General features: G+C 57.0%; 25 protein-coding genes and 1 tRNA gene. 19 read left to right on the forward strand and 7 right to left on the reverse strand.

Features of this window, described 5'->3' with window-relative positions; all coding sequences use genetic code 11:
- Positions 1-37: 37 nt before the first annotated feature.
- The 3 genes from PMI37_RS17685 to PMI37_RS17695 form a co-directional block, all read right to left on the reverse strand.
- Positions 38-730 carry an endonuclease gene (locus tag PMI37_RS17685; protein WP_008083251.1) on the reverse strand — a complete coding sequence of 231 codons (693 nt, stop codon included), beginning with the start codon at positions 728-730 and terminating at the stop codon, positions 38-40.
- A 4-nt stretch (positions 731-734) separates the two neighbouring features.
- Positions 735-1,004: a DUF1654 domain-containing protein gene (locus tag PMI37_RS17690; RefSeq protein ID WP_371924610.1), complete on the reverse strand. Its 270-nt coding sequence runs from the start codon at positions 1,002-1,004 to the stop codon at positions 735-737.
- Positions 1,005-1,202: 198 nt separating this feature from the next.
- Positions 1,203-2,291 carry an asparaginase gene (locus tag PMI37_RS17695; protein WP_008083255.1) on the reverse strand — a complete coding sequence of 363 codons (1,089 nt, stop codon included), beginning with the start codon at positions 2,289-2,291 and terminating at the stop codon, positions 1,203-1,205.
- 341 nt (positions 2,292-2,632) lie between these two features.
- Here PMI37_RS17695 and PMI37_RS17700 point away from each other — a divergent pair, with 341 nt between their 5' ends.
- From PMI37_RS17700 to PMI37_RS17735, 8 genes are all read left to right on the forward strand, one after another.
- Positions 2,633-3,079 carry a hypothetical protein gene (locus PMI37_RS17700; RefSeq protein ID WP_008083258.1) on the forward strand — a complete coding sequence of 149 codons (447 nt, stop codon included), beginning with the start codon at positions 2,633-2,635 and terminating at the stop codon, positions 3,077-3,079.
- A 196-nt stretch (positions 3,080-3,275) separates the two neighbouring features.
- Entirely contained in the window at positions 3,276-4,232 is a 957-nt protein-coding gene (locus tag PMI37_RS17705; RefSeq protein WP_007913476.1) for a sugar ABC transporter substrate-binding protein, read from the forward strand.
- Between the two features lie 56 nt (positions 4,233-4,288).
- Positions 4,289-5,842, forward strand: a complete 1,554-nt coding sequence (locus tag PMI37_RS17710; RefSeq protein ID WP_008083260.1) for a sugar ABC transporter ATP-binding protein — start codon at positions 4,289-4,291, stop codon at positions 5,840-5,842.
- Positions 5,839-6,816: an ABC transporter permease gene (locus tag PMI37_RS17715; protein ID WP_008083263.1), complete on the forward strand. Its 978-nt coding sequence runs from the start codon at positions 5,839-5,841 to the stop codon at positions 6,814-6,816. Before PMI37_RS17710 ends, PMI37_RS17715 begins: the two co-directional genes overlap by 4 nt.
- A 9-nt stretch (positions 6,817-6,825) precedes the next feature.
- Positions 6,826-7,845: a LacI family DNA-binding transcriptional regulator gene (locus tag PMI37_RS17720; RefSeq protein WP_008083265.1), complete on the forward strand. Its 1,020-nt coding sequence runs from the start codon at positions 6,826-6,828 to the stop codon at positions 7,843-7,845.
- Between the two features lie 24 nt (positions 7,846-7,869).
- Positions 7,870-8,787 carry a ribokinase gene (gene rbsK, locus PMI37_RS17725; RefSeq protein ID WP_008083267.1) on the forward strand — a complete coding sequence of 306 codons (918 nt, stop codon included), beginning with the start codon at positions 7,870-7,872 and terminating at the stop codon, positions 8,785-8,787.
- Positions 8,784-9,188 carry a D-ribose pyranase gene (gene rbsD, locus PMI37_RS17730; protein WP_008083269.1) on the forward strand — a complete coding sequence of 135 codons (405 nt, stop codon included), beginning with the start codon at positions 8,784-8,786 and terminating at the stop codon, positions 9,186-9,188. The genes rbsK and rbsD overlap by 4 nt, the downstream gene beginning before the upstream one ends.
- A 31-nt stretch (positions 9,189-9,219) precedes the next feature.
- Positions 9,220-10,248 carry a nucleoside hydrolase gene (locus PMI37_RS17735; RefSeq protein WP_008083271.1) on the forward strand — a complete coding sequence of 343 codons (1,029 nt, stop codon included), beginning with the start codon at positions 9,220-9,222 and terminating at the stop codon, positions 10,246-10,248.
- Positions 10,249-10,396: 148 nt separating this feature from the next.
- On the opposite strand, the gene PMI37_RS17740 is transcribed toward PMI37_RS17735, so the two are convergent.
- On the reverse strand, positions 10,397-10,603 hold the full coding sequence (locus tag PMI37_RS17740) for a hypothetical protein (protein ID WP_008083273.1): 207 nt from the start codon (positions 10,601-10,603) through the stop codon (positions 10,397-10,399).
- Positions 10,604-10,735: 132 nt separating this feature from the next.
- Here PMI37_RS17740 and PMI37_RS17745 point away from each other — a divergent pair, with 132 nt between their 5' ends.
- Both PMI37_RS17745 and PMI37_RS17750 read left to right on the forward strand, forming a co-directional pair.
- A complete protein-coding gene (locus PMI37_RS17745) occupies positions 10,736-11,041 on the forward strand; it encodes a hypothetical protein (protein ID WP_007913485.1) in 306 nt (101 codons plus the stop codon).
- A gap of 167 nt (positions 11,042-11,208) precedes the next feature.
- Positions 11,209-11,526: an I78 family peptidase inhibitor gene (locus tag PMI37_RS17750; protein WP_008083276.1), complete on the forward strand. Its 318-nt coding sequence runs from the start codon at positions 11,209-11,211 to the stop codon at positions 11,524-11,526.
- A 72-nt stretch (positions 11,527-11,598) separates the two neighbouring features.
- On the opposite strand, the gene PMI37_RS17755 is transcribed toward PMI37_RS17750, so the two are convergent.
- Both PMI37_RS17755 and PMI37_RS17760 read right to left on the reverse strand, forming a co-directional pair.
- The gene (locus PMI37_RS17755) at positions 11,599-11,811 is read right to left on the reverse strand and encodes a cold-shock protein (protein ID WP_003179963.1); all 213 of its coding nucleotides are present in this window, start codon (positions 11,809-11,811) and stop codon (positions 11,599-11,601) included.
- Between the two features lie 290 nt (positions 11,812-12,101).
- Positions 12,102-12,404: a hypothetical protein gene (locus tag PMI37_RS17760; protein ID WP_008083281.1), complete on the reverse strand. Its 303-nt coding sequence runs from the start codon at positions 12,402-12,404 to the stop codon at positions 12,102-12,104.
- Positions 12,405-12,775: 371 nt separating this feature from the next.
- Here PMI37_RS17760 and thrS point away from each other — a divergent pair, with 371 nt between their 5' ends.
- The 9 genes from thrS to PMI37_RS17805 all read left to right on the forward strand — a co-directional run bounded on the left by thrS (position 12,776) and on the right by PMI37_RS17805 (position 20,228).
- A complete protein-coding gene (thrS, locus tag PMI37_RS17765) occupies positions 12,776-14,698 on the forward strand; it encodes a threonine--tRNA ligase (RefSeq protein WP_007913488.1) in 1,923 nt (640 codons plus the stop codon).
- Complete coding sequence (infC, locus tag PMI37_RS17770) at positions 14,698-15,249, forward strand: translation initiation factor IF-3 (protein ID WP_170947229.1); 552 nt, start codon at positions 14,698-14,700, stop codon at positions 15,247-15,249. The genes thrS and infC overlap by 1 nt, the downstream gene beginning before the upstream one ends.
- A gap of 60 nt (positions 15,250-15,309) precedes the next feature.
- Positions 15,310-15,504, forward strand: coding sequence for a 50S ribosomal protein L35 (gene rpmI / locus PMI37_RS17775; RefSeq protein WP_002553160.1), 195 nt, complete (start codon positions 15,310-15,312; stop codon positions 15,502-15,504).
- Positions 15,505-15,532: 28 nt separating this feature from the next.
- On the forward strand, positions 15,533-15,889 hold the full coding sequence (rplT, locus tag PMI37_RS17780) for a 50S ribosomal protein L20 (RefSeq protein ID WP_007913489.1): 357 nt from the start codon (positions 15,533-15,535) through the stop codon (positions 15,887-15,889).
- Between the two features lie 109 nt (positions 15,890-15,998).
- Positions 15,999-17,015: a phenylalanine--tRNA ligase subunit alpha gene (gene pheS / locus PMI37_RS17785; protein WP_003226365.1), complete on the forward strand. Its 1,017-nt coding sequence runs from the start codon at positions 15,999-16,001 to the stop codon at positions 17,013-17,015.
- A gap of 26 nt (positions 17,016-17,041) precedes the next feature.
- The gene (pheT, locus tag PMI37_RS17790; RefSeq protein WP_008083282.1) at positions 17,042-19,420 is read left to right on the forward strand and encodes a phenylalanine--tRNA ligase subunit beta; all 2,379 of its coding nucleotides are present in this window, start codon (positions 17,042-17,044) and stop codon (positions 19,418-19,420) included.
- 3 nt (positions 19,421-19,423) lie between these two features.
- Complete coding sequence (gene ihfA, locus PMI37_RS17795) at positions 19,424-19,726, forward strand: integration host factor subunit alpha (RefSeq protein ID WP_002553164.1); 303 nt, start codon at positions 19,424-19,426, stop codon at positions 19,724-19,726.
- Positions 19,707-20,063 carry a MerR family transcriptional regulator gene (locus PMI37_RS17800; RefSeq protein WP_008083283.1) on the forward strand — a complete coding sequence of 119 codons (357 nt, stop codon included), beginning with the start codon at positions 19,707-19,709 and terminating at the stop codon, positions 20,061-20,063. The genes ihfA and PMI37_RS17800 overlap by 20 nt, the downstream gene beginning before the upstream one ends.
- Before the next feature lie 88 nt (positions 20,064-20,151).
- Positions 20,152-20,228, forward strand: a tRNA-Pro gene (locus tag PMI37_RS17805).
- Between the two features lie 95 nt (positions 20,229-20,323).
- On the opposite strand, the gene PMI37_RS17810 is transcribed toward PMI37_RS17805, so the two are convergent.
- Entirely contained in the window at positions 20,324-21,001 is a 678-nt protein-coding gene (locus tag PMI37_RS17810) for a WbqC family protein (protein WP_008083284.1), read from the reverse strand.
- Between the last annotated feature and the right edge of the window lie 417 nt (positions 21,002-21,418).

Consider the following 21,418-nt stretch of genomic DNA (forward strand, 5'->3'; position numbering starts at 1 on the left):
GCATCACACTCGGGGCCTTTTGTTTTTACGCGTCTGTTCAGCCGCAGGTTTTCAGGTTCACCGGGCCGACAAATTCGTTACCGCGTCCCATCACGCACGCTACGCTCTGATTGCGCTGGCGCTCCCAGTCTTGCACCGGGTAAGTCTTGTCCCAGGCTTCATACAATTGCCGATCCTGTTTCGACAGGCGCAAGCCATATTGCTTGCTCATGTAGAAATAGGTGCGGGCAATCATGCCGCGAATCGACGGGCGAGGCATGACCTTCTTCGCCTTGAAATCGACCTGGGTCAGGCACGAACCGTACTGCCCGGATTGCACCGGCAGCCAGCCGTAGCTGAAGTTGCTGCGGTCGCCATTGACCTCGCCAATGCTTGGCACCAGGTTATGCAGATCGGCTTCGGCTTTTTGATAGGTCGGGTCGTAACGCGTGCAGTTCTTGCGCCCACCTTCTTGCCAGCATTGGCGCTGATGGCCAAATTGCCAGGCCGGTACAATGTGTTCCCACTCGATGCGCGACGCGCGCTTGGCATTCTTGCGCGGGACGTAACCACACGCCTTCAGATCGACCTTGTTGCCAGTGTATTTGCACCCGCAATAAAACTCGGTGGACTGCGGTGCGTAGAGCTTCCACGCAACCTTCTTGGCTTCAGAAAAAGTGCGTGGCGCCCCAGCTTGGGCGCCAAAAGCGATGAACGATAACAACAGCAAAGCAAAACAGCGGACACTCATTGAATCAATCTTCCTTCGGCACAACCCAAAAAATCTGCACGCCACCGTCGTCGCGGTAGGCAAGGGTAACGTTGTCGTTCTCGTCGATTTCCTCGAGCAGGCGCTCCCACTCATCCATCGGCTCGTCCGGCAGACGGAAGATCAGCGCCGCTTTGGCTTTTTGTGCGGTAGGGGAGTTGATGATTTTTTGAACGCGCAGACCCATGCGTTCGAAAGCGTCAGGAGCATCAGGGGAGGTGGCCACGAGGTTATCCTTATTAAGCTGTACGTGCATACAGTATTTAACTGTAAGCATTTTCGCAACTGCTTAAAATTCAAGAAAATCCTCTGACAGCGGTTTTCCGAATTTGGTGTAAGGCGCGTCGTGTTTTTTGTAGGAAAAATGCAGGAGGGATGTGGGCGACACACCACTCGCCCGGTAAACGAGTGGCGTGAAGAGTGCCCGATCAGGAAAAGATCGGGCGAAGGTCAATCAGTATTCCCAGAACATCCGCTGCAGCTCTTTGCTGTCATTGGTTTTGGTCAGTGCGACCATGGCCAGGATGCGGGCTTTCTGTGGGTTCAAGTCGTGCGCGACAACCCAGTCATACTTGTCGTCAGGCTGTTCGGCGTTACGTAGAACGAAACCGCCGGCATTGACGTGGGACGAGCGAATGATTTGCACGCCGTCCTTGCGCAGGGCTTGCAGGGTTGGCACTACGCGCGAGGACACCGAGCCGTTGCCAGTACCGGCATGGATGATTGCCTTGGCGCCGGATTGCGCCAGTGCTTTGTAGGCAGTGTCGCTGACGTTGCCGTAGGAATAGGCGATCTCTACGTCAGGCAGGCTCTTGATGTTCTTGATGTCGAATTCCGAATCCATGGTGTGGCGCTTGGCAGGCAAGCGGAACCAGTAGGATTTGCCTTCAACCACCATGCCCAGTGGGCCCCAGGCGCTTTTGAACGCTTCGGTCTTGATGTTGATCATTTTGCTGACATCGCGACCCGACTGGATCTCGTCGTTCATGGTCACCAGTACGCCTTTGCCATGCGCTTCTTTGCTGCTGGCGACGGCCACGGCGTTGTACAGGTTGAGCATGCCGTCGGCGGACATGGCGGTGCCCGGGCGCATCGAGCCGACAACGATGATCGGCTTGTCGGTTTTTTCCACCAGGTTGAGGAAGTACGCGGTTTCTTCGAGGGTGTCGGTGCCGTGGGTGATGACGATGCCGTCGACGTCTTTGCTGTCAGCCAGTTCGGCGACGCGACGCCCCAGTTGCAGCAGATTGTCGTTGGTGATGCTTTCGGAAGCGATCTGCATGACTTGTTCGCCACGCACATTTGCCAGTTTGCTCAGCTCGGGAATGCCGGCGATCAGTTGCTCGACGCCGACCTTGGCCGCTTGATAGGTCGCACTGTTGGCCGCGCTGGCGCCTGCGCCGGCGATGGTGCCGCCGGTGGCAAGTACTACGACATTGGCGAGTTTGGTCTGGGTTTCGACTTCTTTTGCCTGAAGGGCGGTAGGCAGGAGCAGGAGGAGGGCCAAAGCGCCCGGAACCAAGGTGTTGAAAGCAGATTTCATTATTTTTCTCTCTAGTAGTGAGACGGTGCTGATGCAGGTTCATCTAGATACACCCCGAACCGATCTGGATGTCCGGGGTGCAGAGGAGGGAGCAGGATCTGTACCAGACGTACTATGCTGGAGAAAAATGTTTAACCTTATGATTTACATCAATATTTTGTAGATGGTCGAATCGTTGGTACGAAGCGCTCATCCGGGTTTCCGAACACCGGCGGGGTAGTTGTTCGGCTGACCGAAAAGTACAAGCGGTGATCGGGGCGGTTGTTTCCCGCTCTTGGCTAAAGAAACCGCCGTGCAGGCCGATGCGTGTTCAAGGAATCTGGATTTATTGAGGAGTTAACATGTCACTGTCGGTTGGTTTTCCAAATGCCAGCGCTATCACCATTGGCGGCAAGTCCACGGCCACCGTTAATGCGCTCAGCGATGCGACTGCCGAGACTTCCACGCAGTTGTTGGGTAAGGAAGAGGGCGATTCCAAGCAGGTCAGAACCGGCGGTGCCGCGCAGGAAGACAGCAAGGCCCAGAGCGGCGGCGATCAAAGCATTGCGGTAAAAATGCTGCTCAAACGCATGCAGGAACTGCAAAAACAATTGCAGGAACAGCAGCAACAACTGGCGGCGGCACAAGCTGCAAGTTACCCGACGCCAGAAGCCAAGGCGACTGCAGTCATGTCGATTCAGGGGCAGATTGCTGATACCAACGGTGCACTCTCGGAAGTTTCCGGCAACCTGATCAAGGAGCTGGCAAAAGATTCCAGCAGCGGCGGCCTGATCAGCACCACGGCGTGACAGTGGGGCGAATCGAGCGATTCGCCCTGCAACAATTACTATTTCTGAATGTTGACAAATGTCGGCGGGATTCGCATAGTCTGGTCTACGCAAACGTTTGCGCGGCTTTCTCGATGGAGTATTCCGTTGAACAAGCCAAAGTAGCTTACGCCAGCGCAAGCGTTGCTCACAATAATCATAAGATCGGAGTGAACCCATGAAGCTGCCATTCGCTGGACGCCTTCTTGCTGTCGCTATGCTGGCTGCCACAGCCGCCGCACTACCTGTCTCCTCGGCGTTCGCCGAATCTGCTGAAAAACCTAAAGTCGCGCTGGTCATGAAATCCCTGGCCAACGAATTCTTCCTGACCATGGAAGATGGCGCCAAGGCCTACCAGAAAGAACACTCCGCCGATTTCGACCTGATCTCCAACGGCATCAAGGATGAAACCGACACCGCTGGCCAGACCCGTATCGTCGAGCAGATGATTCTGGCCAAGGTCAATGCTCTGGTGATCGCGCCTTCTGATTCCAAGGCCATGGTGCCGGTGATCAAGAAAGCCGTCGACGCCGGCATTACTGTGATCAACATCGACAACCAGCTCGATCCGGCCATCGTCAAAAGCAAAAACATCAGCGTGCCTTTCGTAGGCCCGGACAACCGCAAAGGCGCGCGTCTGGTCGGCGAATACCTGGCCAAGCAGCTCAAGGCCGGTGACGAAGTCGGCATCATTGAAGGCGTTTCGACGACGACCAACGCGCAGCAGCGTACCGCGGGCTTCAAAGATGCGATGGACGCCGCGCAGATCAAGATCGTTTCTCTGCAGTCCGGTGACTGGGAAATCGACAAGGGCAACAAGGTTGCTGCGTCGATCCTCAGCGAATACCCGGACGTCAAAGCGCTGCTGGCCGGTAACGACAGCATGGCCGTCGGTGCCGTTTCCGCCGTACGAGCCGCCGGCAAGGCTGGTCAGGTGAAGGTCGTCGGTTACGACAACATCAATGCGATCAAGCCGATGTTGAAGGACGGCCGTGTGCTGGCCACTGCTGACCAGTTCGCTGCCAAGCAAGCGGTGTTCGGCATCGAAACCGCGCTGAAAATCATCAAGGGCGAGAAAGTCGACAGCGGCGCCAACGGCGTGATCGAAACACCGGTCGAGCTGGTCACCCAGTAAGTCTTCTGGCGGCACAACGGCGCTCGTCCGTCCGGGCGAGCGCATGGAGAGTTTTTATGTCAGTTTCCGCCCCGAACGCTGTCCTCTCGGTCAGCGGTATCGGTAAGACCTATGCGCAACCGGTGCTGACCGGCATCGAGTTGACGCTGATGCGCGGTGAAGTACTGGCGCTGACCGGCGAGAATGGCGCCGGTAAAAGCACCTTGTCGAAAATCATTGGCGGACTGGTCACCCCGACCACCGGCCAGATGCAGTTTCAGGGCAAGGATTATCGCCCGGGCAGCCGTACCCAGGCCGAAGACCTCGGCGTGCGCATGGTCATGCAAGAACTCAATCTGTTGCCGACCCTGTCGGTGGCGGAGAACCTGTTTCTCGATAACCTGCCGAGTAACGGTGGCTGGATCAGCCGCAAGCAATTGCGCAAAGCTGCCATCGAAGCCATGGCGCAAGTCGGCCTCGACGCAATCGATCCGGACACACTGGTCGGTGAATTGGGTATCGGCCATCAGCAGATGGTTGAAATCGCCCGCAACCTGATCGGCGATTGCCATGTGCTGATTCTCGATGAGCCGACCGCGATGCTCACCGCGCGCGAAGTCGAAATGCTCTTTGAGCAAATCACCCGCTTGCAGGCGCGCGGCGTTTCGATCATCTACATTTCCCACCGTCTCGAAGAGCTGGCCCGCGTGGCGCAGCGCATTGCCGTGCTGCGTGACGGTCATCTGGTCTGCGTCGAGCCGATGGCCAACTACAACAGTGAGCAATTGGTCACCTTGATGGTGGGCCGCGAACTGGGCGAGCACATTGATATGGGCGCGCGCAATATTGGCGCCCCAGCGTTGACGGTCAAAGGCCTGACTCGCTCCGACAAGGTTCGCGATGTTTCCTTCGAAGTGCGTGCCGGCGAGATTTTCGGGATTTCCGGACTGATCGGGGCAGGGCGCACAGAGTTGTTGCGCTTGATCTTCGGTGCAGACACCGCCGACAGCGGCACCATCGCCCTCGGTTCGCCAGCGAAAGTGGTCAGTGTGCGCTCGCCGGTCGATGCGGTGCGCAATGGCATCGCGCTGATCACTGAAGACCGCAAGGGCGAAGGTTTGCTGCTCAGTCAGTCGATCAGCGCGAACATTGCGCTGGGCAACATGCCGGAAATTTCCAGCGGTGGTGTCGTCAATAACGGCGATGAAATCGCCTTGGCCAAGCGTCAGATCGACGCCATGCGCATCCGCAGTTCGAGCCCGACACAGCTTGTTTCAGAGTTGTCCGGTGGCAACCAGCAGAAGGTCGTGATCGGCCGTTGGCTGGAGCGTGATTGCTCCGTGCTGCTGTTCGACGAGCCGACCCGTGGCATCGACGTCGGCGCCAAGTTCGACATTTATGCCCTGCTCGGCGAACTGACGCGCCAGGGCAAAGCGCTGGTGGTGGTGTCCAGTGACCTGCGCGAACTGATGCTGATCTGCGACCGCATCGGCGTGTTGTCGGCCGGGCGTCTGATCGACACGTTCGAGCGTGACAGCTGGACCCAGGATGATTTGCTTGCCGCCGCGTTCGCCGGCTACCAAAAACGTGATGCGTTGCTCAACGAAGCGGCGCCTAGGGATCTCCCATGAAAACTGCATCTCCTGCCGGCAAACGTAGTGGCAATTTCTACGGCCTGGGCACTTATCTCGGCCTGGCCGGGGCCTTGCTGGCGATGATTGCGCTGTTCTCGGTCTTGAGCAGCCACTTTCTGTCCTATAACACCTTCAGCACCTTGGCCAACCAGATCCCCGATTTGATGGTGCTGGCGGTCGGCATGACGTTCGTATTGATCATCGGCGGCATCGACCTTTCGGTCGGTTCGGTATTGGCGCTGGCGGCATCTACGGTCAGTGTGGCGATTCTCGGCTGGGGCTGGGGCGTGTTGCCCTCGGCGTTGCTCGGCATGGCGGTGGCGGCACTGGCCGGCACAGTCACTGGGTCGATCACTGTCGCGTGGCGGATTCCATCGTTTATCGTCTCTCTCGGCGTGCTGGAAATGGCTCGGGGCCTGGCCTATCAGATGACCGGGTCGCGCACTGCCTACATCGGCGACTCGTTTGCCTGGCTGTCGAACCCCATCGCGTTTGGTATCTCGCCGTCGTTCATCATTGCCTTTTTGGTCATCATCATTGCTCAGGCGGTTCTGACCCGCACCGTGTTCGGTCGCTACCTGATCGGCATCGGCACCAACGAAGAAGCAGTGCGACTCGCCGGGATCAATCCGAAGCCGTACAAGATTTTGGTGTTCAGCCTGATGGGGTTGCTGGCCGGTATCGCGGCGCTGTTTCAGATTTCCCGTCTGGAAGCAGCTGATCCGAATGCCGGCTCAGGTCTGGAACTGCAAGTGATCGCGGCCGTGGTCATCGGCGGCACCAGCCTGATGGGCGGGCGCGGTTCGGTGATCAGCACCTTCTTTGGCGTGTTGATCATTTCCGTACTGGCGGCCGGTCTGGCGCAAATCGGTGCGACTGAACCGACCAAACGTATCATCACCGGTGCGGTGATCGTCATCGCCGTGGTGCTCGATACTTATCGCAGTCAACGCGCCAGTCGACGGGGCTAGGAAACCGATATGGCAACGATCAAGGATGTGGCGGCGCTCGCGGGGATTTCCTACACGACCGTGTCCCACGTGGTGAACAACACCCGGCCGGTCAGCCAGCAAGTGCGGCTGAAAGTCGAGGCGGCGATCAAGAGTCTCGACTATGTGCCGAGTGCGGTGGCGCGCTCACTCAAAGCCAAGACCACCGCGACCATCGGCCTGCTGGTGCCCAACAGTCTGAACCCGTACTTCGCCGAGTTGGCGCGGGGTATCGAGGATTACTGTGAGCGTAACGGCTACTGCGTGATCCTCTGCAACTCCGACGACAACCCGGAAAAACAGCGTAGCTATTTGCGTGTGCTGCTGGAAAAACGCATCGACGGTTTGATTGTTGCCTCCGCCGGCGGTGACAGTGGTCTGGCGCAAGGGCTGGCGGGTGTGAAAACGCCCATGGTCATCGTCGATCGAGGTCTGGACGGCGTCGACGCCGATCTGGTGCGCATCGACCACGAGTACGGCGCCTACCTGGCGACTCGCCATCTGCTGGAATTGGGTCACCGTGACATCGCCACCATCGGCGGCCCGGCGAGTACCAGCGTGGCGCAGATGCGTCAGGCCGGTTATTGCCGGGCGCTGAAAGAGGCCGGTATCGAAGTGCGCCAGGCGCGGATGCTGGAAAGTGATTTCACCAGCACCGGCGGTTACAACGCGGCAGCGATCCTGCTCGAAAACAACCCGCCCAGCGCGATCTTTGCCGGTAACGACATGATCGGTATCGGCGTGCTGCGCGCAGCGGCGGAGCGCAACGTGCGTGTGCCGAGCGAGTTGTCGGTAATCGGCTTCGACGATATCCAGATGAGCCGCTACGTATACCCGGCGCTGACCACCGTCGGCCAGTCGATCCTGCAACTGGGTGAGATGGCGGCTGAAGTATTGTTGCGAAGGATTGCCACCCCGAATCTGGGCACCGATCAACGCATCGTGACCCCGAGTATTGTCCTGCGCGAATCGACCGCGCCGCTGTCCGGCGTGTTCACCGAATACCGCTGAAACCGAATTGACGAGTAATGATGTATGCCAGCAAATGTAGTGGTAATAGGCAGCCTGAACATGGATCTGGTGACCCGGGCGCCACGCCTCCCTGTAGGCGGTGAAACGCTGATCGGTCATTCCTTTGCCACGGTGTCCGGCGGCAAGGGTGCCAATCAGGCCGTCGCCGCTGCGCGACTGGGGGCGCAAGTGGCGATGGTCGGTTGCGTCGGCAACGACGACTACGGCGTGCAATTGCGCGACGCCTTGCTGGCCGAGCGGATTGATTGCCAGGCGGTGAGCGTTGTCGAGGATTCCAGTGGCGTGGCGCTGATCGTGGTCGATGACAACAGCCAGAACGCGATTGTCATTGTCGCTGGGGCCAATGGCGCGATGACACCGGCAGTGATCGACCGTTTTGATGCCGTGTTGCAAGCGGCGGACGTCGTCATCTGCCAGCTGGAAATTCCCGACGCGACCGTGGGTCATGCGCTGAAACGGGCGCGTGCGCTTGGCAAAACCGTGATCCTCAACCCGGCGCCGGCCAGCCGTCCTCTGCCCGCTGACTGGTTCACAGCGATCGATTATCTGATCCCCAACGAAAGCGAGGCGAGCGCGTTGAGCGGGTTGCCGGTGGACTCGCTGAAATCCGCTGAAAAAGCGGCCAGTCACCTGATCGCCATGGGTGCGGGCAAGGTCATCATTACCCTCGGTGCTCAAGGCTCTTTGTTTGCCAACGGTCAGGGTTTCGAGCATTTCCCGGCGCCGAAAGTGCAGGCCGTCGACACCACAGCGGCGGGGGACACCTTCGTCGGTGGTTTCGCCGCTGCATTGGCCGCTGGCAAATCCGAAGCCGAGGCGATTCGCTACGGGCAGATCGCTGCGGCACTGTCGGTCACTCGCGCCGGCGCGCAGCCGTCCATTCCAACCCTATCTGACGTACAGGCCTTTAAACCCGCATGAAAAAAACTCCTCTGCTCAACGTCGCGTTGTCGCGGCTGATTGCCTCCCTGGGCCATGGCGACATGGTGGTCATCGGTGACGCCGGGCTGCCGGTGCCGCCAGGTGTCGAGCTGATTGATCTGGCGCTGACCCACGGCGTGCCGGATTTCGTCAGCACCTTGAACGTCGTGCTCAGCGAGATGCAGGTGGAAAGTCATGCGCTGGCCAAAGAGATCTTCGACAAGCAACCGACGGCGCTGAATACGCTGGACGCGTTGAATGAAGAGGGCGCCTTGGGGCGTCGCGATCTGCTCAGTCACGAGCAATTCAAGGTGCTTAGCCGACAGGCGCGGGCGATTGTTCGTACGGGCGAATGCCAGCCGTACTGCAACATCGTGCTGGTCGCCGGGGTTACCTTTTAATTTTTGATTTCACCAGCACAAGGAATGCGCCATGCAACGCTATGCTCTGAAACTGCACCAACTGCTCCGGAGTCTGCTGCTCTTGTCCGTTATCTCTGCAACCGGCGCTCACGCGGCGGAAAAAATCGATCTGATCATCGACACCGATCCAGGCGCTGACGATGTCGTCGCCTTGCTGTTCGCCCTGGCCTCGCCGGACGAGCTGAATATTCGCGCGTTGACTACCGTGGCCGGCAACGTCCGTCTGGACAAGACGTCGCGTAACGCCCGCCTGGCCCGCGAGTGGGCAGGGCGCGAAGACGTACCGGTTTACGCCGGAGCGCCGAAGCCGTTGATGCGCACGCCGATCTACGCCGAAAACATCCATGGCAAGGAAGGCCTGTCGGGTGTCGCCGTGCATGAGCCGAAAAAAGGCCTGGCTGAAGGCAATGCGGTCAATTACTTGATCGATACCCTGAAAACAGCCAAGCCGCACAGCATCACTATCGCCATGCTCGGTCCGCAGACCAACCTGGCGCTGGCGCTGATCCAAGAGCCGGAAATTGTTCAGGGCATCAAGGAAGTGGTGGTCATGGGTGGCGCGCACTTCAATGGTGGCAATATCACCCCGGTTGCCGAATTCAACCTGTTTGCTGACCCGCAAGCGGCCGAAGTGGTGCTCAAGAGTGGCGTGAAGCTGACTTATCTGCCGCTGGACGTGACCCACAAGATTCTCACCAGTGACGCGCGCCTGAAGCAGATCGCCGCGCTGAACAACAATGCGAGCAAAATTGTCGGCGACATCCTCAACGAGTACATCAAGGGCGATATGGAGCACTACGGTATTCCGGGTGGTCCGGTGCATGACGCTACCGTTGTCGCCTACCTGCTCAAGCCTGAGCTGTTCACCGGTCGTTCGGTGAATGTCGTGGTTGATAGCCGTGAAGGGCCGACTTTCGGTCAGACCATTGTTGACTGGTATGACGGCCTGAAGGCGCCGAAGAATGCGTTCTGGGTGGAAAATGGCGATGCTCAGGGCTTCTTTGACTTGCTCACCGAGCGTCTGAAGCGTTTGAAATAAAGCATTCGCACTCGCAGAAGGTGCGTCGCCAGGAAGGCCGCCTTCGCGAGCAAGCTCGGCTCCTACAAATTAACGCGACCCTGTAAGAGCCGAGCTTGCTCGCGAAGAGGCCCGCACAGACACCCCGAACGTTCGATCCTGCAAACCTTCATGCCTTTTCCACGTGTTCGACTTTTTCAGTCGGGTAACGCTCGAAAATCTGCTTGATGAATTGCTGGGCCGCTTCCGTGCCCAGCTCTTTGACCAATAGATCGATCCCGATCAGTGCCAGTTCTTCCGTAGTCCCCGGACTATAGGAGCTGTGTCCGTCTGCCCACTTGGCTTTAATGTCGGCATCGATGCTGATGGTGGTCATGAGGTACGCTCGAGAAGTCGCGAAGTCTGTGCGTCGAGTTAACCATTTTGTCGGGCATTTGGCACTGCGACTTAGGCATGAGCGGAGTGCTATGCGACACTTGGTCTTTTACGGCTTTCCAAGGATCGTGCTGTGCAGATCGATTTGAATACCCCTGACGGCCTCACGCTTGATGCCGTGCGCCAACTGCTCGCCTCGGCCAGTGACGACGAACACACTCAATTGCGTGTGACGAAGGGCGGTATTGCTTACATTTCCTCAGGCGTGACCGGTGGTCAGGATATCGACGGCCTGCTGTTCCGACTCGAAACCTGGGCCAAGGGCTCCGGTTATGTGGGCAATGTCGCGGCCAGCGATGAGGTGTGGGTGATGCAGATTTTCAATGCGCTAAAGGACAATTGGCCGAATCCGCCGTACGACTACATCGACGTCTACTGAGCACCGTTAATATTCAGTCACGATTGATTGATGAAGAGCCGGTTGTCGCTCAGGCACACTCGGCGTTTTTCCGATAGTGGGGCAAGGTGATGGCATTTGCCGTGAAACCAAACGCCGGAATGGCGGTCGCACGATCTCAGCTTAACTTTTGAAAACAAGGAGGCTTCATGCCTTTGAAGTTCGCGACACTGGGTGCACTTATGGCCGTTGCCATGTTGGCCGGTTGCAGTACGACCTCCAGCGAGTCGGCAAAGGATCCGGTGGCGACCGAAGCCGGTCACAGCCGTTGTGAAGCATCGGCGGCGCAATTCGCCATCGGCAAGAAAGCTTCGCCAGAGCTGCTGGAGCAGGCGCGGGCCAAGGCGGGTGCGCAGAATGCACGGTTCCTCAAGCCGACCGATATGATCACGCTGGAATACCGTTCTGATCGCCTGAACCTGAACACCGATAACAACCTGGTGATCAATCGCGTCAACTGCGGCTGACTGCAGGGCGCTTTTGTTGCAGGCATAAAAAACCCCGTCACATGGACGGGGTTTTTTTAGTGCGCCGAGAAATTACTCTGGGCGAACCTGTGCAGCTTGCATACCCTTTTGGCCTTTCTCAGCCACGAAGGAGACGGTCTGGCCTTCTTTCAGGCTTTTGAAACCGTCGGATTCGATAGCTTTGAAGTGTACGAACAGGTCGTCACCGCCACCTTGAGGAGTGATGAAGCCGAAGCCTTTTTCATCGTTGAACCATTTAACGGTGCCGGTTTGGCGATTAGACATGGTGTATCTCCAAGAAACATATATTTTCAGTAGTACTGTGCTGCTCAGGCCAACTGGGCACACCGGAGTATCATAGTCGAAATGTTCGCTTTGGTAGCCCCCCGGACGTGCTGTTTGCCAATCAGTCGTGTTTTCTTTACTGCCTTTATCGGCTGAAAGCCCCGGTTTACAAGGCTTTCAGCGGAACGTAAAGACGATAAAAAAACCTGTAAAACCTGCATAAATCGTCTGAAAAGACGCAAATTCAGCCCTTTTCAGGGGCGCTGAGCCGGTTCAGAACGCTTTTTTGATCACTTTTTCGCCGGGGTGTTGGCCTTGCATTTGGCGATTTGGCCCAGCGCTTTCTGCTGCAGTTCAGGGGTGGCCTTATTGTCCATCAGTGCCTGAATGTCGCTCGCTGGATAGGATTTGATGGCGTCAGCGCCACAGGCGCAATGAGATTTGGCCGCCGCAGCGCCAATCTGTGGGGTCGCCGCCTGGGTGCACTGCGCCATGTACTTCTCGCGTTCACCCTTCGGCCAATCGGCGTGGGCGCTCAGCGGCAGCAGCAGAACAATTGGGGCGACTACGGCGAACAGGGTATTCAGACGCATGCGAGGATGCTCCTTGTGGGTCAATGTCTTGTTATCTGAGGGCTTGAAGGCCGATCAAGTTCAGCACTCTGGCATAAAAACGGACGATTTGCCTTCTGATCAAACAGAGGCATAAGTGACCGCTCATCTGTGCTAGCATGCCGGGCTCAAGCGTTCTCAGGCGCCGGATGGCCTTCAGCCCCGGACGCGGTCAGCGTGCGAATACTTCGATTTGAATCCCAGTCACTCTGGTTCGGTTTTCCGGTTGGCCGCAAGGCTCCTGCCGCTGTAAGGCAGGCGTTCGTCATTGAATGGCCTGGATCGGATCTTGTACTGGCTCATCCCAACCCACGTGACCTTTGGTAGGGGTCACCACTAGGAGAGGAGGCGCCATGCCAACTATTACTCTTCCCGACGGCAGTCAACGTTCATTCGATCACCCGGTTTCCGTAGCCGAGGTCGCCGCATCCATTGGTGCTGGCTTGGCCAAAGCCACTCTGGCCGGCAAGGTCAATGGTCAACTGGTCGACGCCAGCGACATCATCAGCAGCGACGCGACCCTGCAAATCATCACGCCAAAGGATGAAGAGGGGCTGGAGATCATTCGCCACTCTTGCGCTCACCTGGTGGGTCATGCGGTCAAGCAGCTGTACCCGACCGCTAAAATGGTCATCGGTCCGGTCATCGACGAAGGCTTCTATTACGACATCGCCTTCGAACGTCCTTTCACTCCGGACGACATGGCTGCGATCGAACAGCGCATGCAGCAGCTGATCGAGAAAGATTACGACGTGATCAAGAAAGTCACTCCGCGCGCCGAAGTGATCGAAGTGTTCAAGGCCCGTGGCGAAGACTACAAACTGCGCCTGGTCGAAGACATGCCGAACGAACAGGCCATGGGTCTGTACTATCACGAAGAATACGTCGACATGTGCCGCGGTCCGCACGTGCCGAACACGCGTTTCCTGAAATCCTTCAAGCTGACCAAGCTGTCCGGTGCCTACTGGCGCGGCGACGCCAAGAACGAGCAATTGCAGCGCGTTTACGGCACCGCTTGGGCAGACAAGAAGCAACTGGCGGCTTACATCCAGCGCATCGAAGAAGCTGAAAAGCGCGATCACCGCAAGATCGGCAAGCGTCTGGGCCTGTTCCACACCCAGGAAGAATCCCCGGGCATGGTGTTCTGGCACCCGAACGGCTGGACGCTGTACCAGGTGCTCGAGCAGTACATGCGCAAGATCCAGCGCGACAACGGCTACCTTGAGATCAAGACCCCTCAAGTCGTTGACCGCAGCCTGTGGGAGAAATCCGGGCACTGGGCCAACTACGCCGACAACATGTTCACCACGCAGTCGGAAAACCGCGACTACGCCATCAAGCCGATGAACTGCCCATGCCACGTGCAGGTGTTCAACCAGGGCCTGAAAAGCTACCGCGAGTTGCCGATGCGTCTGGCCGAATTCGGTGCCTGCCACCGTAACGAGCCGTCGGGTGCGCTGCACGGCATCATGCGTGTACGAGCATTCACTCAGGACGACGCCCACATTTTCTGCACCGAAGAGCAGATGCAGGCCGAATCCGCTGCATTCATCAAGCTGACCATGGATGTTTATCGCGACTTCGGCTTCACCGACGTCGAAATGAAACTGTCCACTCGTCCGGAAAAACGCGTCGGTTCTGACGAGTTGTGGGATCGCGCTGAAGCTGCACTGGCTGCAGCCCTTGATTCTGCGGGCCTGCCGTACGATCTGCAGCCGGGTGAGGGTGCGTTCTACGGTCCGAAGATCGAGTTCTCGCTAAAAGATTGCCTCGGTCGCGTCTGGCAATGTGGTACCTTGCAGCTCGATTTTAACCTGCCTGTCCGTTTGGGCGCTGAATACGTCTCCGAAGACAACAGCCGCAAACACCCAGTGATGTTGCACCGCGCGATCCTCGGTTCCTTCGAGCGTTTCGTCGGTATTTTGATCGAGCACTATGAAGGTGCATTCCCTGCGTGGCTCGCGCCGACCCAGGCGGTGATCATGAATATCACTGATAAACAGGCAGATTTTGTTGCAGAAGTTGAAAAAACTCTCAACGAAAGCGGATTTCGTGCCAAGTCCGACTTGAGAAATGAAAAGATCGGCTTTAAAATCCGCGAGCATACTTTGCTCAAGGTTCCCTATCTCTTGGTAATCGGAGATAAGGAAGTCGAGATGCAGACTGTCGCTGTGCGTACTCGTGAAGGTGCTGACCTGGGCTCGATGCCCGTCGCCCAGTTCGCTGAGTTTCTCGCGCAAGCGGTTTCCCGGCGTGGTCGCCCAGATTCGGAGTAATTATTATTAAGCGTGAAATGAGACAAGATAAACGAGCTGCACCGAAAGCCCCGATCAACGAGAATATCTCGGCACGCGAGGTTCGGTTAATTGGGGCTGAAGGTGAACAGCTTGGGATTGTGTCAATTGAAGACGCGCTTCTTAAGGCTGAAGAGGCCAAACTGGATTTGGTGGAAATTTCCGCCGATGCAGTACCCCCTGTTTGCAAACTGATGGACTACGGCAAATCGATCTTCGAGAAGAAGAAGCAGGTTGCCGCGGCCAAGAAAAACCAGAAGCAGATTCAGGTTAAAGAAATCAAGTTTCGTCCAGGGACGGAGGAAGGGGATTACCAGGTAAAACTGCGCAACCTGGTACGTTTCCTGAGTGATGGGGACAGGGCCAAGGTATCCTTGCGATTCCGCGGCCGTGAGATGGCCCACCAGGAGCTGGGGATGGAACTCCTCAAGCGGGTTGAAGCTGACCTGCTCGAGTACGGTTCGGTCGAACAGCATCCTAAGATGGAAGGACGCCAGCTGATCATGGTCATCGCCCCGAAAAAGAAGAAGTAATCAACAGGGCACGGCAGGCCTTCTGATTATGTTTATCAACTGAATGCGGAGTATCCGAACATGCCAAAAATGAAAACCAAAAGTGGTGCTGCTAAGCGGTTTCTGAAAACTGCTAACGGTATCAAGCACAAGCACGCTTTCAAGAGCCACATCCTGACTAAAATGTCGACCAAGCGTAAGCGTCAACTGCGCGGTAGCAGCTTGCTGCATCCGTCTGACGTGGCAAAAGTCGAGCGCATGCTGCGCCTTCGTTAATTTTAGTCAAGAATAGAGGAAGTAACTCATGGCTCGTGTAAAGCGTGGCGTCATTGCCCGTAAGCGTCACAAAAAAATTCTGAAACTTGCTAAAGGCTACTACGGTGCACGTTCGCGCGTATTCCGTGTTGCCAAGCAAGCGGTAATCAAGGCAGGCCAATACGCCTACCGTGACCGTCGTCAGAAAAAACGTCAGTTCCGCGCTCTGTGGATCGCTCGTATCAACGCTGGTGCTCGTGTTAACGGTCTGTCCTACAGCCGTTTCATCGCTGGCCTGAAAAAAGCGTCCATCGAGATCGACCGTAAGGTTCTGGCTGATCTGGCAGTGAACGAAAAAGCGGTGTTTGCTGCGATTGTCGAGAAAGCTAAAGCCACCTTGGCTTAAGTACCCCCGACAATCACCCGGCCTCACTTCCGTGGGGCCAGGTGGTAAACGTCTTAAATAGGGGAAGAGCCTTCAAGCTCTTCCCCTATTTTGTATCTGGAGTCTGTACATGGAAAACCTGGATGCGCTGGTCTCTCAAGCACTAGAGGCTGTGCAAAGCGCTGAAGATATCAATGCCCTGGAGCAAATCCGGGTTCAATACCTTGGCAAAAAGGGTGAATTGACTCAGGTGATGAAGACCCTGGGGAATTTGCCGGCAGAAGAGCGTCCGCAAGTCGGCGCCCTGATCAACGTTGCCAAGGAACGTGTTACAGGCGTTCTCAATGCGCGCATGGCCCTGTTTGAAGAAGCCGAACTGGCTGCCAAACTGTCCGCCGAGTCCATTGACGTAACGTTGCCGGGCCGTGGTCAGACCTCCGGTGGTCTGCATCCGGTGACCCGTACTCTGGAACGTGTTGAACAGTTCTTCACCCGTATCGGCTACGGCATTGCCGAAGGCCCTGAGGTCGAAGACGACTATCACAACTTTGAAGCGCTCAACATCCCAGGCCATCACCCGGCCCGGTCGATGCATGACACCTTCTATTTCAATGCCAACATGCTGCTGCGCACCCATACCTCGCCGGTACAGGTCCGCACCATGGAATCGAAGCAGCCACCGATCCGCATCGTCTGCCCAGGCCGTGTGTATCGCAGCGACTCCGATATCACCCACTCGCCGATGTTCCACCAGGTCGAAGGCCTGTTGGTTGATCGCGACATCAATTTTGCCGATCTCAAAGGCACCATCGAAGAATTCCTGCGGGTGTTCTTCGAGAAAGAACTGGCCGTACGTTTCCGTCCTTCGTACTTCCCGTTCACCGAGCCATCCGCCGAAGTCGATATGGAATGCGTGATGTGCAGCGGTAAAGGCTGCCGCGTCTGCAAGCAGACTGGCTGGCTGGAAGTGATGGGCTGCGGCATGGTTCACCCGAACGTGCTGCGCATGTCCGGCATCGATCCGGAAGAGTTCTCCGGCTTTGCCTTTGGCATGGGCGTCGAGCGTCTGGCCATGCTCCGTTACGGCGTGAACGACTTGCGTCTGTTCTTCGACAACGACTTGCGGTTCCTCGCGCAATTTCGCTAGTCGTAACGAATTCTTAGGAGAGCAGGATGAAATTCAGTGAACAATGGCTGCGTGGCTGGGTTAGCCCGCAGGTAGATCGCGATGAGCTGGTTGCTCGTCTGTCGATGGCCGGTCTTGAGGTCGATAGCGTTACGCCGGCCGCCGGTGTTTTCAGCGGCGTGGTCGTGGGCGAGGTGCTGAGCACCGAGCAACACCCGGATGCCGACAAGTTGCGCGTTTGCCAGGTGAGCAATGGCGCGGAAACCTTCCAGGTCGTGTGCGGTGCGCCAAACGTGCGTCCGGGCCTGAAGATTCCGTTCGCCATGATCGGTGCCGAGCTGCCGGGCGACTTCAAAATCAAGAAAGCCAAGCTGCGTGGCGTCGAGTCCAACGGCATGCTGTGCTCGCAAGCCGAGCTGCAAGTCGGTGAAGGCAACGACGGTCTCATGGAGCTGCCGGCCGATGCGCCGGTGGGCGAAGATTTCCGTGTGTATCTGGATCTTGAAGACGCCAGCATCGAGGTCGACCTGACCCCGAACCGTGGCGACTGCCTGTCCCTGGCTGGTCTGGCCCGTGAAGTCGGCGCGCTGTACGACGCACCGGTTACCCGTCCGGTGGTCATGGCCATTCCTGCCGTGCACGACGAAGTGCGTTCGGTAGAAGTACTGGCCCCTGCTGCATGCCCACGTTACCTGGGTCGTGTGATCCGTAACGTTGATCTGTCCAAGCCAACCCCACTGTGGATGGTTGAGCGTCTGCGTCGCGCCGACGTGCGCAGCATCGATGCTGCCGTCGACATCACCAACTACGTGATGCTCGAACTGGGTCAGCCAATGCACGCTTTCGATCTCGCCGAAATCAATGGCGGCATCCGTGTACGCATGGCGGAAGAGGGCGAGAAGCTGGTGCTGCTCGACGGTCAGGAAGTCAGCCTGCGTAGCGATACGCTGGTCATCGCCGACCACACCCGCGCGCTGGCGATTGCCGGTGTCATGGGTGGCGAGCACAGCGGTGTGTCCGCGACCACTCGCGACGTATTCCTGGAATCCGCATTCTTCGACCAGATCGCTGTCGCTGGCAAGGCTCGTTCCTACGGCCTGCACACCGATGCGTCGCACCGCTACGAGCGTGGCGTTGACTGGCAACTGGCCCGTGAAGCCATGGAGCGCGCCACTGGCCTGCTGCTGGAAATCACTGGCGGTGAAGCTGGCCCGATCATCGAGACCGTCAGCGAACAGCACCTGCCGTCAATCGCGGCGATCACTCTGCGTTCCCAGCGCATCGCTCAGATGCTGGGCATGGAAATGGATTCGGCACAGGTCGAGCGTCTGCTCAGCGGTCTGGGTCTTGGCATTACTGCCGATGGTGAAGGCCAGTGGCGCGTAGAAGTGCCAAGCCATCGCTTCGACATCAGCCTGGAAGTCGATCTGATCGAAGAACTGGCTCGCCTGTACGGTTACAACCGTCTGCCGGTGCGTTACCCGCAAGCTCGCCTGGCACCGCAGGCCAAGGCTGAAGCGCGTAGCGACCTGCCGGAACTGCGTCGCCTGTTGGTGGCCCGTGGTTATCAGGAAGCCATCACCTACAGCTTCATCGATCCACGTCAGTTCGAACTGTTCAATCCGGGCGTTGAGCCGCTGTTGCTGGCCAATCCGATCTCCAACGACATGGCGGCCATGCGTTCGTCGCTGTGGCCAGGTTTGGTCAAGGCGTTGCAGCACAACCTCAATCGTCAGCAAGATCGCGTGCGTCTGTTCGAAAGCGGTCTGCGCTTTGTTGGTCAGCTGGCAGGCCTGAAGCAAGAGCCGATGCTGTCCGGTGTGGTGTGCGGTAGCCGTCTGCCGGAAGGCTGGGCACAAGGTCGCGACACCGTCGACTTCTTCGACGTCAAAGCTGACGTGGAAGCGGTGCTGGGCTTCGCCGGTGCGCTGGATTCGTTCACTTTCGCTCCGGGCAAACACCCGGCGCTGCACCCGGGTCAAACCGCGCGCATCGAGCGGGAAGGGCGTGAAGTCGGTTTCATCGGTGCCATTCACCCTGAACTGTCGAAAGCTCTGGGGCTGGACCGTCCGGTCTTCGTTTTCGAGCTGGTCCTGGCTGAAGTGGCACTCGGTAAAATGCCGAAATTCCACGAGTTGTCGCGCTTTCCTGAAGTGCGTCGTGACCTTGCACTGATTGCGCACAAAGACGTCGCCGCCTCGGCAGTACTGGACGTAATCCGTGAAAATGCAGGCGAATGGCTCACAGATCTCAGGCTGTTTGACGTATATCAGGGTAAAGGCATTGATCCTGATAGAAAAAGCCTTGCAGTTGGCTTGACCTGGCAGCATCCATCGCGCACTCTTAATGACGATGAGGTGAATTCGACGACGCAAAATATCCTCACCTCGCTCGAACAAAGGTTGAACGCCACGTTAAGGAAGTGACGTATGGGGGCTTTGACGAAAGCTGAGATGGCGGAACGTCTGTATGAAGAGCTGGGCCTGAACAAGCGGGAAGCCAAGGAATTGGTCGAACTGTTTTTTGAGGAAATCAGGCACGCTCTTGAAGACAACGAGCAGGTCAAATTGTCCGGTTTCGGCAATTTCGACCTTCGGGACAAACGCCAGCGGCCTGGCCGCAACCCGAAAACGGGGGAAGAAATCCCGATCACGGCTCGCCGTGTGGTCACCTTTCGTCCAGGGCAGAAGTTGAAGGCCCGAGTTGAGGCTTATGCTGGAACCAAGTCATAACGACGAACTTCCCGTCATCCCGGGCAAACGCTACTTCACCATTGGTGAAGTCAGCGAGCTGTGTGCCGTAAAGCCACACGTGCTGCGCTACTGGGAGCAGGAGTTTTCTCAACTCAACCCCGTCAAACGCCGCGGAAACCGCCGGTATTATCAGCGCCAGGATGTGCTGATGATCCGGCAGATCCGCGCGCTCCTTTATGATCAAGGTTTCACCATCGGCGGCGCACGCCTGCGCCTGTCCGGCGATGAGGCCAAAGACGACACTACCCAGTACAAGCAGATGATTCGGCAGATGATTGCTGAATTGGAAGATGTGCTGGTGGTTCTCAAGAAATAAAAAGCAGCGTTTGAATACTTCCAGTTTTCAAAAGCTTGCGCTATATTCTTGAGCGTTCTTCGAGGTGAAGGGCGGGTTGTAAATCAGTCGGGGCGTAGCGCAGTCCGGTAGCGCACTAGCATGGGGTGCTAGGGGTCGAGTGTTCGAATCACTCCGTCCCGACCATAATTCCTGAGTAAAATCAGACACTTAAGCCGATCAGATGGATCGGCTTTTTTGTGCCTGCGCAAAACCAGCGCAAAACTAACCTGCGGTTGGCGCTAGTACCTCAGAAAATCTCTGGAGGTATTTCCGCAGTTGAACAGCACATCCAGAATACTCACGCCATGCGTGAACTCGCCCCACAGTTGCGGGTATTCACGGTATCCAGAGTAATCAAACCACGTCAGTTTGATTCCGGATTCGGCGAACATATCTTCCTCTAAGTAGTTTTCAGCCGCAGGGCCGGAAACGTATTCTGTCGCCCCCGCTTGCCGGCAAAGATCGACGATTCTTTCTGTTTTGCCTTCGCAGAGTGAATAGTCCCAAGAGTTTTTTATTGTGGTGGTTATCTTGAGGTAGGCGCAGATCGTTTCAATCAGCGTTCTATTGAGCTCTGAAAGGCTTGTGAATTGTCGATCCAGATACAGTGGTTTCAGCAGTTGAGAAATTTCGCCGAAATATTCTGCCTTGGCATAGTTGGCTTCGATGCTGCTCCAGTGCTTGATCTGCCACCTTGGGTCGAGCTCAACGTCTCTGATTCTTCTGTTCAGGTTGGAGCCGGCGGGGACGGTCAGCCATTTAACGCCTTGCGGAGTTTTTATCTGGTTTCTGTTTCGCCAGTCATTTTTCGTGTATTGCATGTCATCGTAAATGATGAATTCATCAACGGCTGCAATCATGTCGAAATAACCCTTCCAGGGTATGTAGTTCGATTGGAGGATTGCCACTCGCTTCATGCTTGATTCACTTCTAACGATCAATAATTTTCAGAATGCTACCAGATCACTATCCAGTCACCTATTCAACGAAATCAACCGAGTGCGTGACAGTGAGATGGCATCGATCGGCCTCACGTGTTACGCCAGGCTTACGCTGGACCTCAAAGGTAAACCTGGCTTCGATGGCCTGAGCGTCTCAGCGCTGCCTTGGGCGCTCGGTAGACTGATCAAACCTTTATGCGCGGTCGATTTCAAAGACCGCGTGCGCACGCTCAAACGCGGTCTGGCAGATGACTGGTCGCAATCACAGGGCAACCTTTTCGGGGTCTGAACTGATCGCTTGAATACCTGACCCAGGCAAAGGCCAGCCAGCAGGCTCTGATCCCCGAACCGCTTTGAGGGGCGGGCCAGTCAACTGAAAGCCCGGCTTGACCA

This window comes from Pseudomonas sp. GM80 (assembly GCF_000282515.1).
Classification (GTDB): domain Bacteria; phylum Pseudomonadota; class Gammaproteobacteria; order Pseudomonadales; family Pseudomonadaceae; genus Aquipseudomonas.

Coding starts and splice junctions, on each gene's coding strand:
- PMI37_RS17685 (WP_008083251.1), bottom strand. CDS start 730: ATGAGTGTCCGCTGTTTTGCTTTGCTGTTGTTATCGTTCATCGCTTTT.
- PMI37_RS17690 (WP_371924610.1), bottom strand. CDS start 1,004: ATGCACGTACAGCTTAATAAGGATAACCTCGTGGCCACCTCCCCTGAT.
- PMI37_RS17695 (WP_008083255.1), bottom strand. CDS start 2,291: ATGAAATCTGCTTTCAACACCTTGGTTCCGGGCGCTTTGGCCCTCCTC.
- PMI37_RS17700 (WP_008083258.1), top strand. CDS start 2,633: ATGTCACTGTCGGTTGGTTTTCCAAATGCCAGCGCTATCACCATTGGC.
- PMI37_RS17705 (WP_007913476.1), top strand. CDS start 3,276: ATGAAGCTGCCATTCGCTGGACGCCTTCTTGCTGTCGCTATGCTGGCT.
- PMI37_RS17710 (WP_008083260.1), top strand. CDS start 4,289: ATGTCAGTTTCCGCCCCGAACGCTGTCCTCTCGGTCAGCGGTATCGGT.
- PMI37_RS17715 (WP_008083263.1), top strand. CDS start 5,839: ATGAAAACTGCATCTCCTGCCGGCAAACGTAGTGGCAATTTCTACGGC.
- PMI37_RS17720 (WP_008083265.1), top strand. CDS start 6,826: ATGGCAACGATCAAGGATGTGGCGGCGCTCGCGGGGATTTCCTACACG.
- rbsK (WP_008083267.1), top strand. CDS start 7,870: ATGCCAGCAAATGTAGTGGTAATAGGCAGCCTGAACATGGATCTGGTG.
- rbsD (WP_008083269.1), top strand. CDS start 8,784: ATGAAAAAAACTCCTCTGCTCAACGTCGCGTTGTCGCGGCTGATTGCC.
- PMI37_RS17735 (WP_008083271.1), top strand. CDS start 9,220: ATGCAACGCTATGCTCTGAAACTGCACCAACTGCTCCGGAGTCTGCTG.
- PMI37_RS17740 (WP_008083273.1), bottom strand. CDS start 10,603: ATGACCACCATCAGCATCGATGCCGACATTAAAGCCAAGTGGGCAGAC.
- PMI37_RS17750 (WP_008083276.1), top strand. CDS start 11,209: ATGCCTTTGAAGTTCGCGACACTGGGTGCACTTATGGCCGTTGCCATG.
- PMI37_RS17755 (WP_003179963.1), bottom strand. CDS start 11,811: ATGTCTAATCGCCAAACCGGCACCGTTAAATGGTTCAACGATGAAAAA.
- PMI37_RS17760 (WP_008083281.1), bottom strand. CDS start 12,404: ATGCGTCTGAATACCCTGTTCGCCGTAGTCGCCCCAATTGTTCTGCTG.
- thrS (WP_007913488.1), top strand. CDS start 12,776: ATGCCAACTATTACTCTTCCCGACGGCAGTCAACGTTCATTCGATCAC.
- rpmI (WP_002553160.1), top strand. CDS start 15,310: ATGCCAAAAATGAAAACCAAAAGTGGTGCTGCTAAGCGGTTTCTGAAA.
- rplT (WP_007913489.1), top strand. CDS start 15,533: ATGGCTCGTGTAAAGCGTGGCGTCATTGCCCGTAAGCGTCACAAAAAA.
- pheS (WP_003226365.1), top strand. CDS start 15,999: ATGGAAAACCTGGATGCGCTGGTCTCTCAAGCACTAGAGGCTGTGCAA.
- pheT (WP_008083282.1), top strand. CDS start 17,042: ATGAAATTCAGTGAACAATGGCTGCGTGGCTGGGTTAGCCCGCAGGTA.
- ihfA (WP_002553164.1), top strand. CDS start 19,424: ATGGGGGCTTTGACGAAAGCTGAGATGGCGGAACGTCTGTATGAAGAG.
- PMI37_RS17800 (WP_008083283.1), top strand. CDS start 19,707: ATGCTGGAACCAAGTCATAACGACGAACTTCCCGTCATCCCGGGCAAA.
- PMI37_RS17810 (WP_008083284.1), bottom strand. CDS start 21,001: ATGAAGCGAGTGGCAATCCTCCAATCGAACTACATACCCTGGAAGGGT.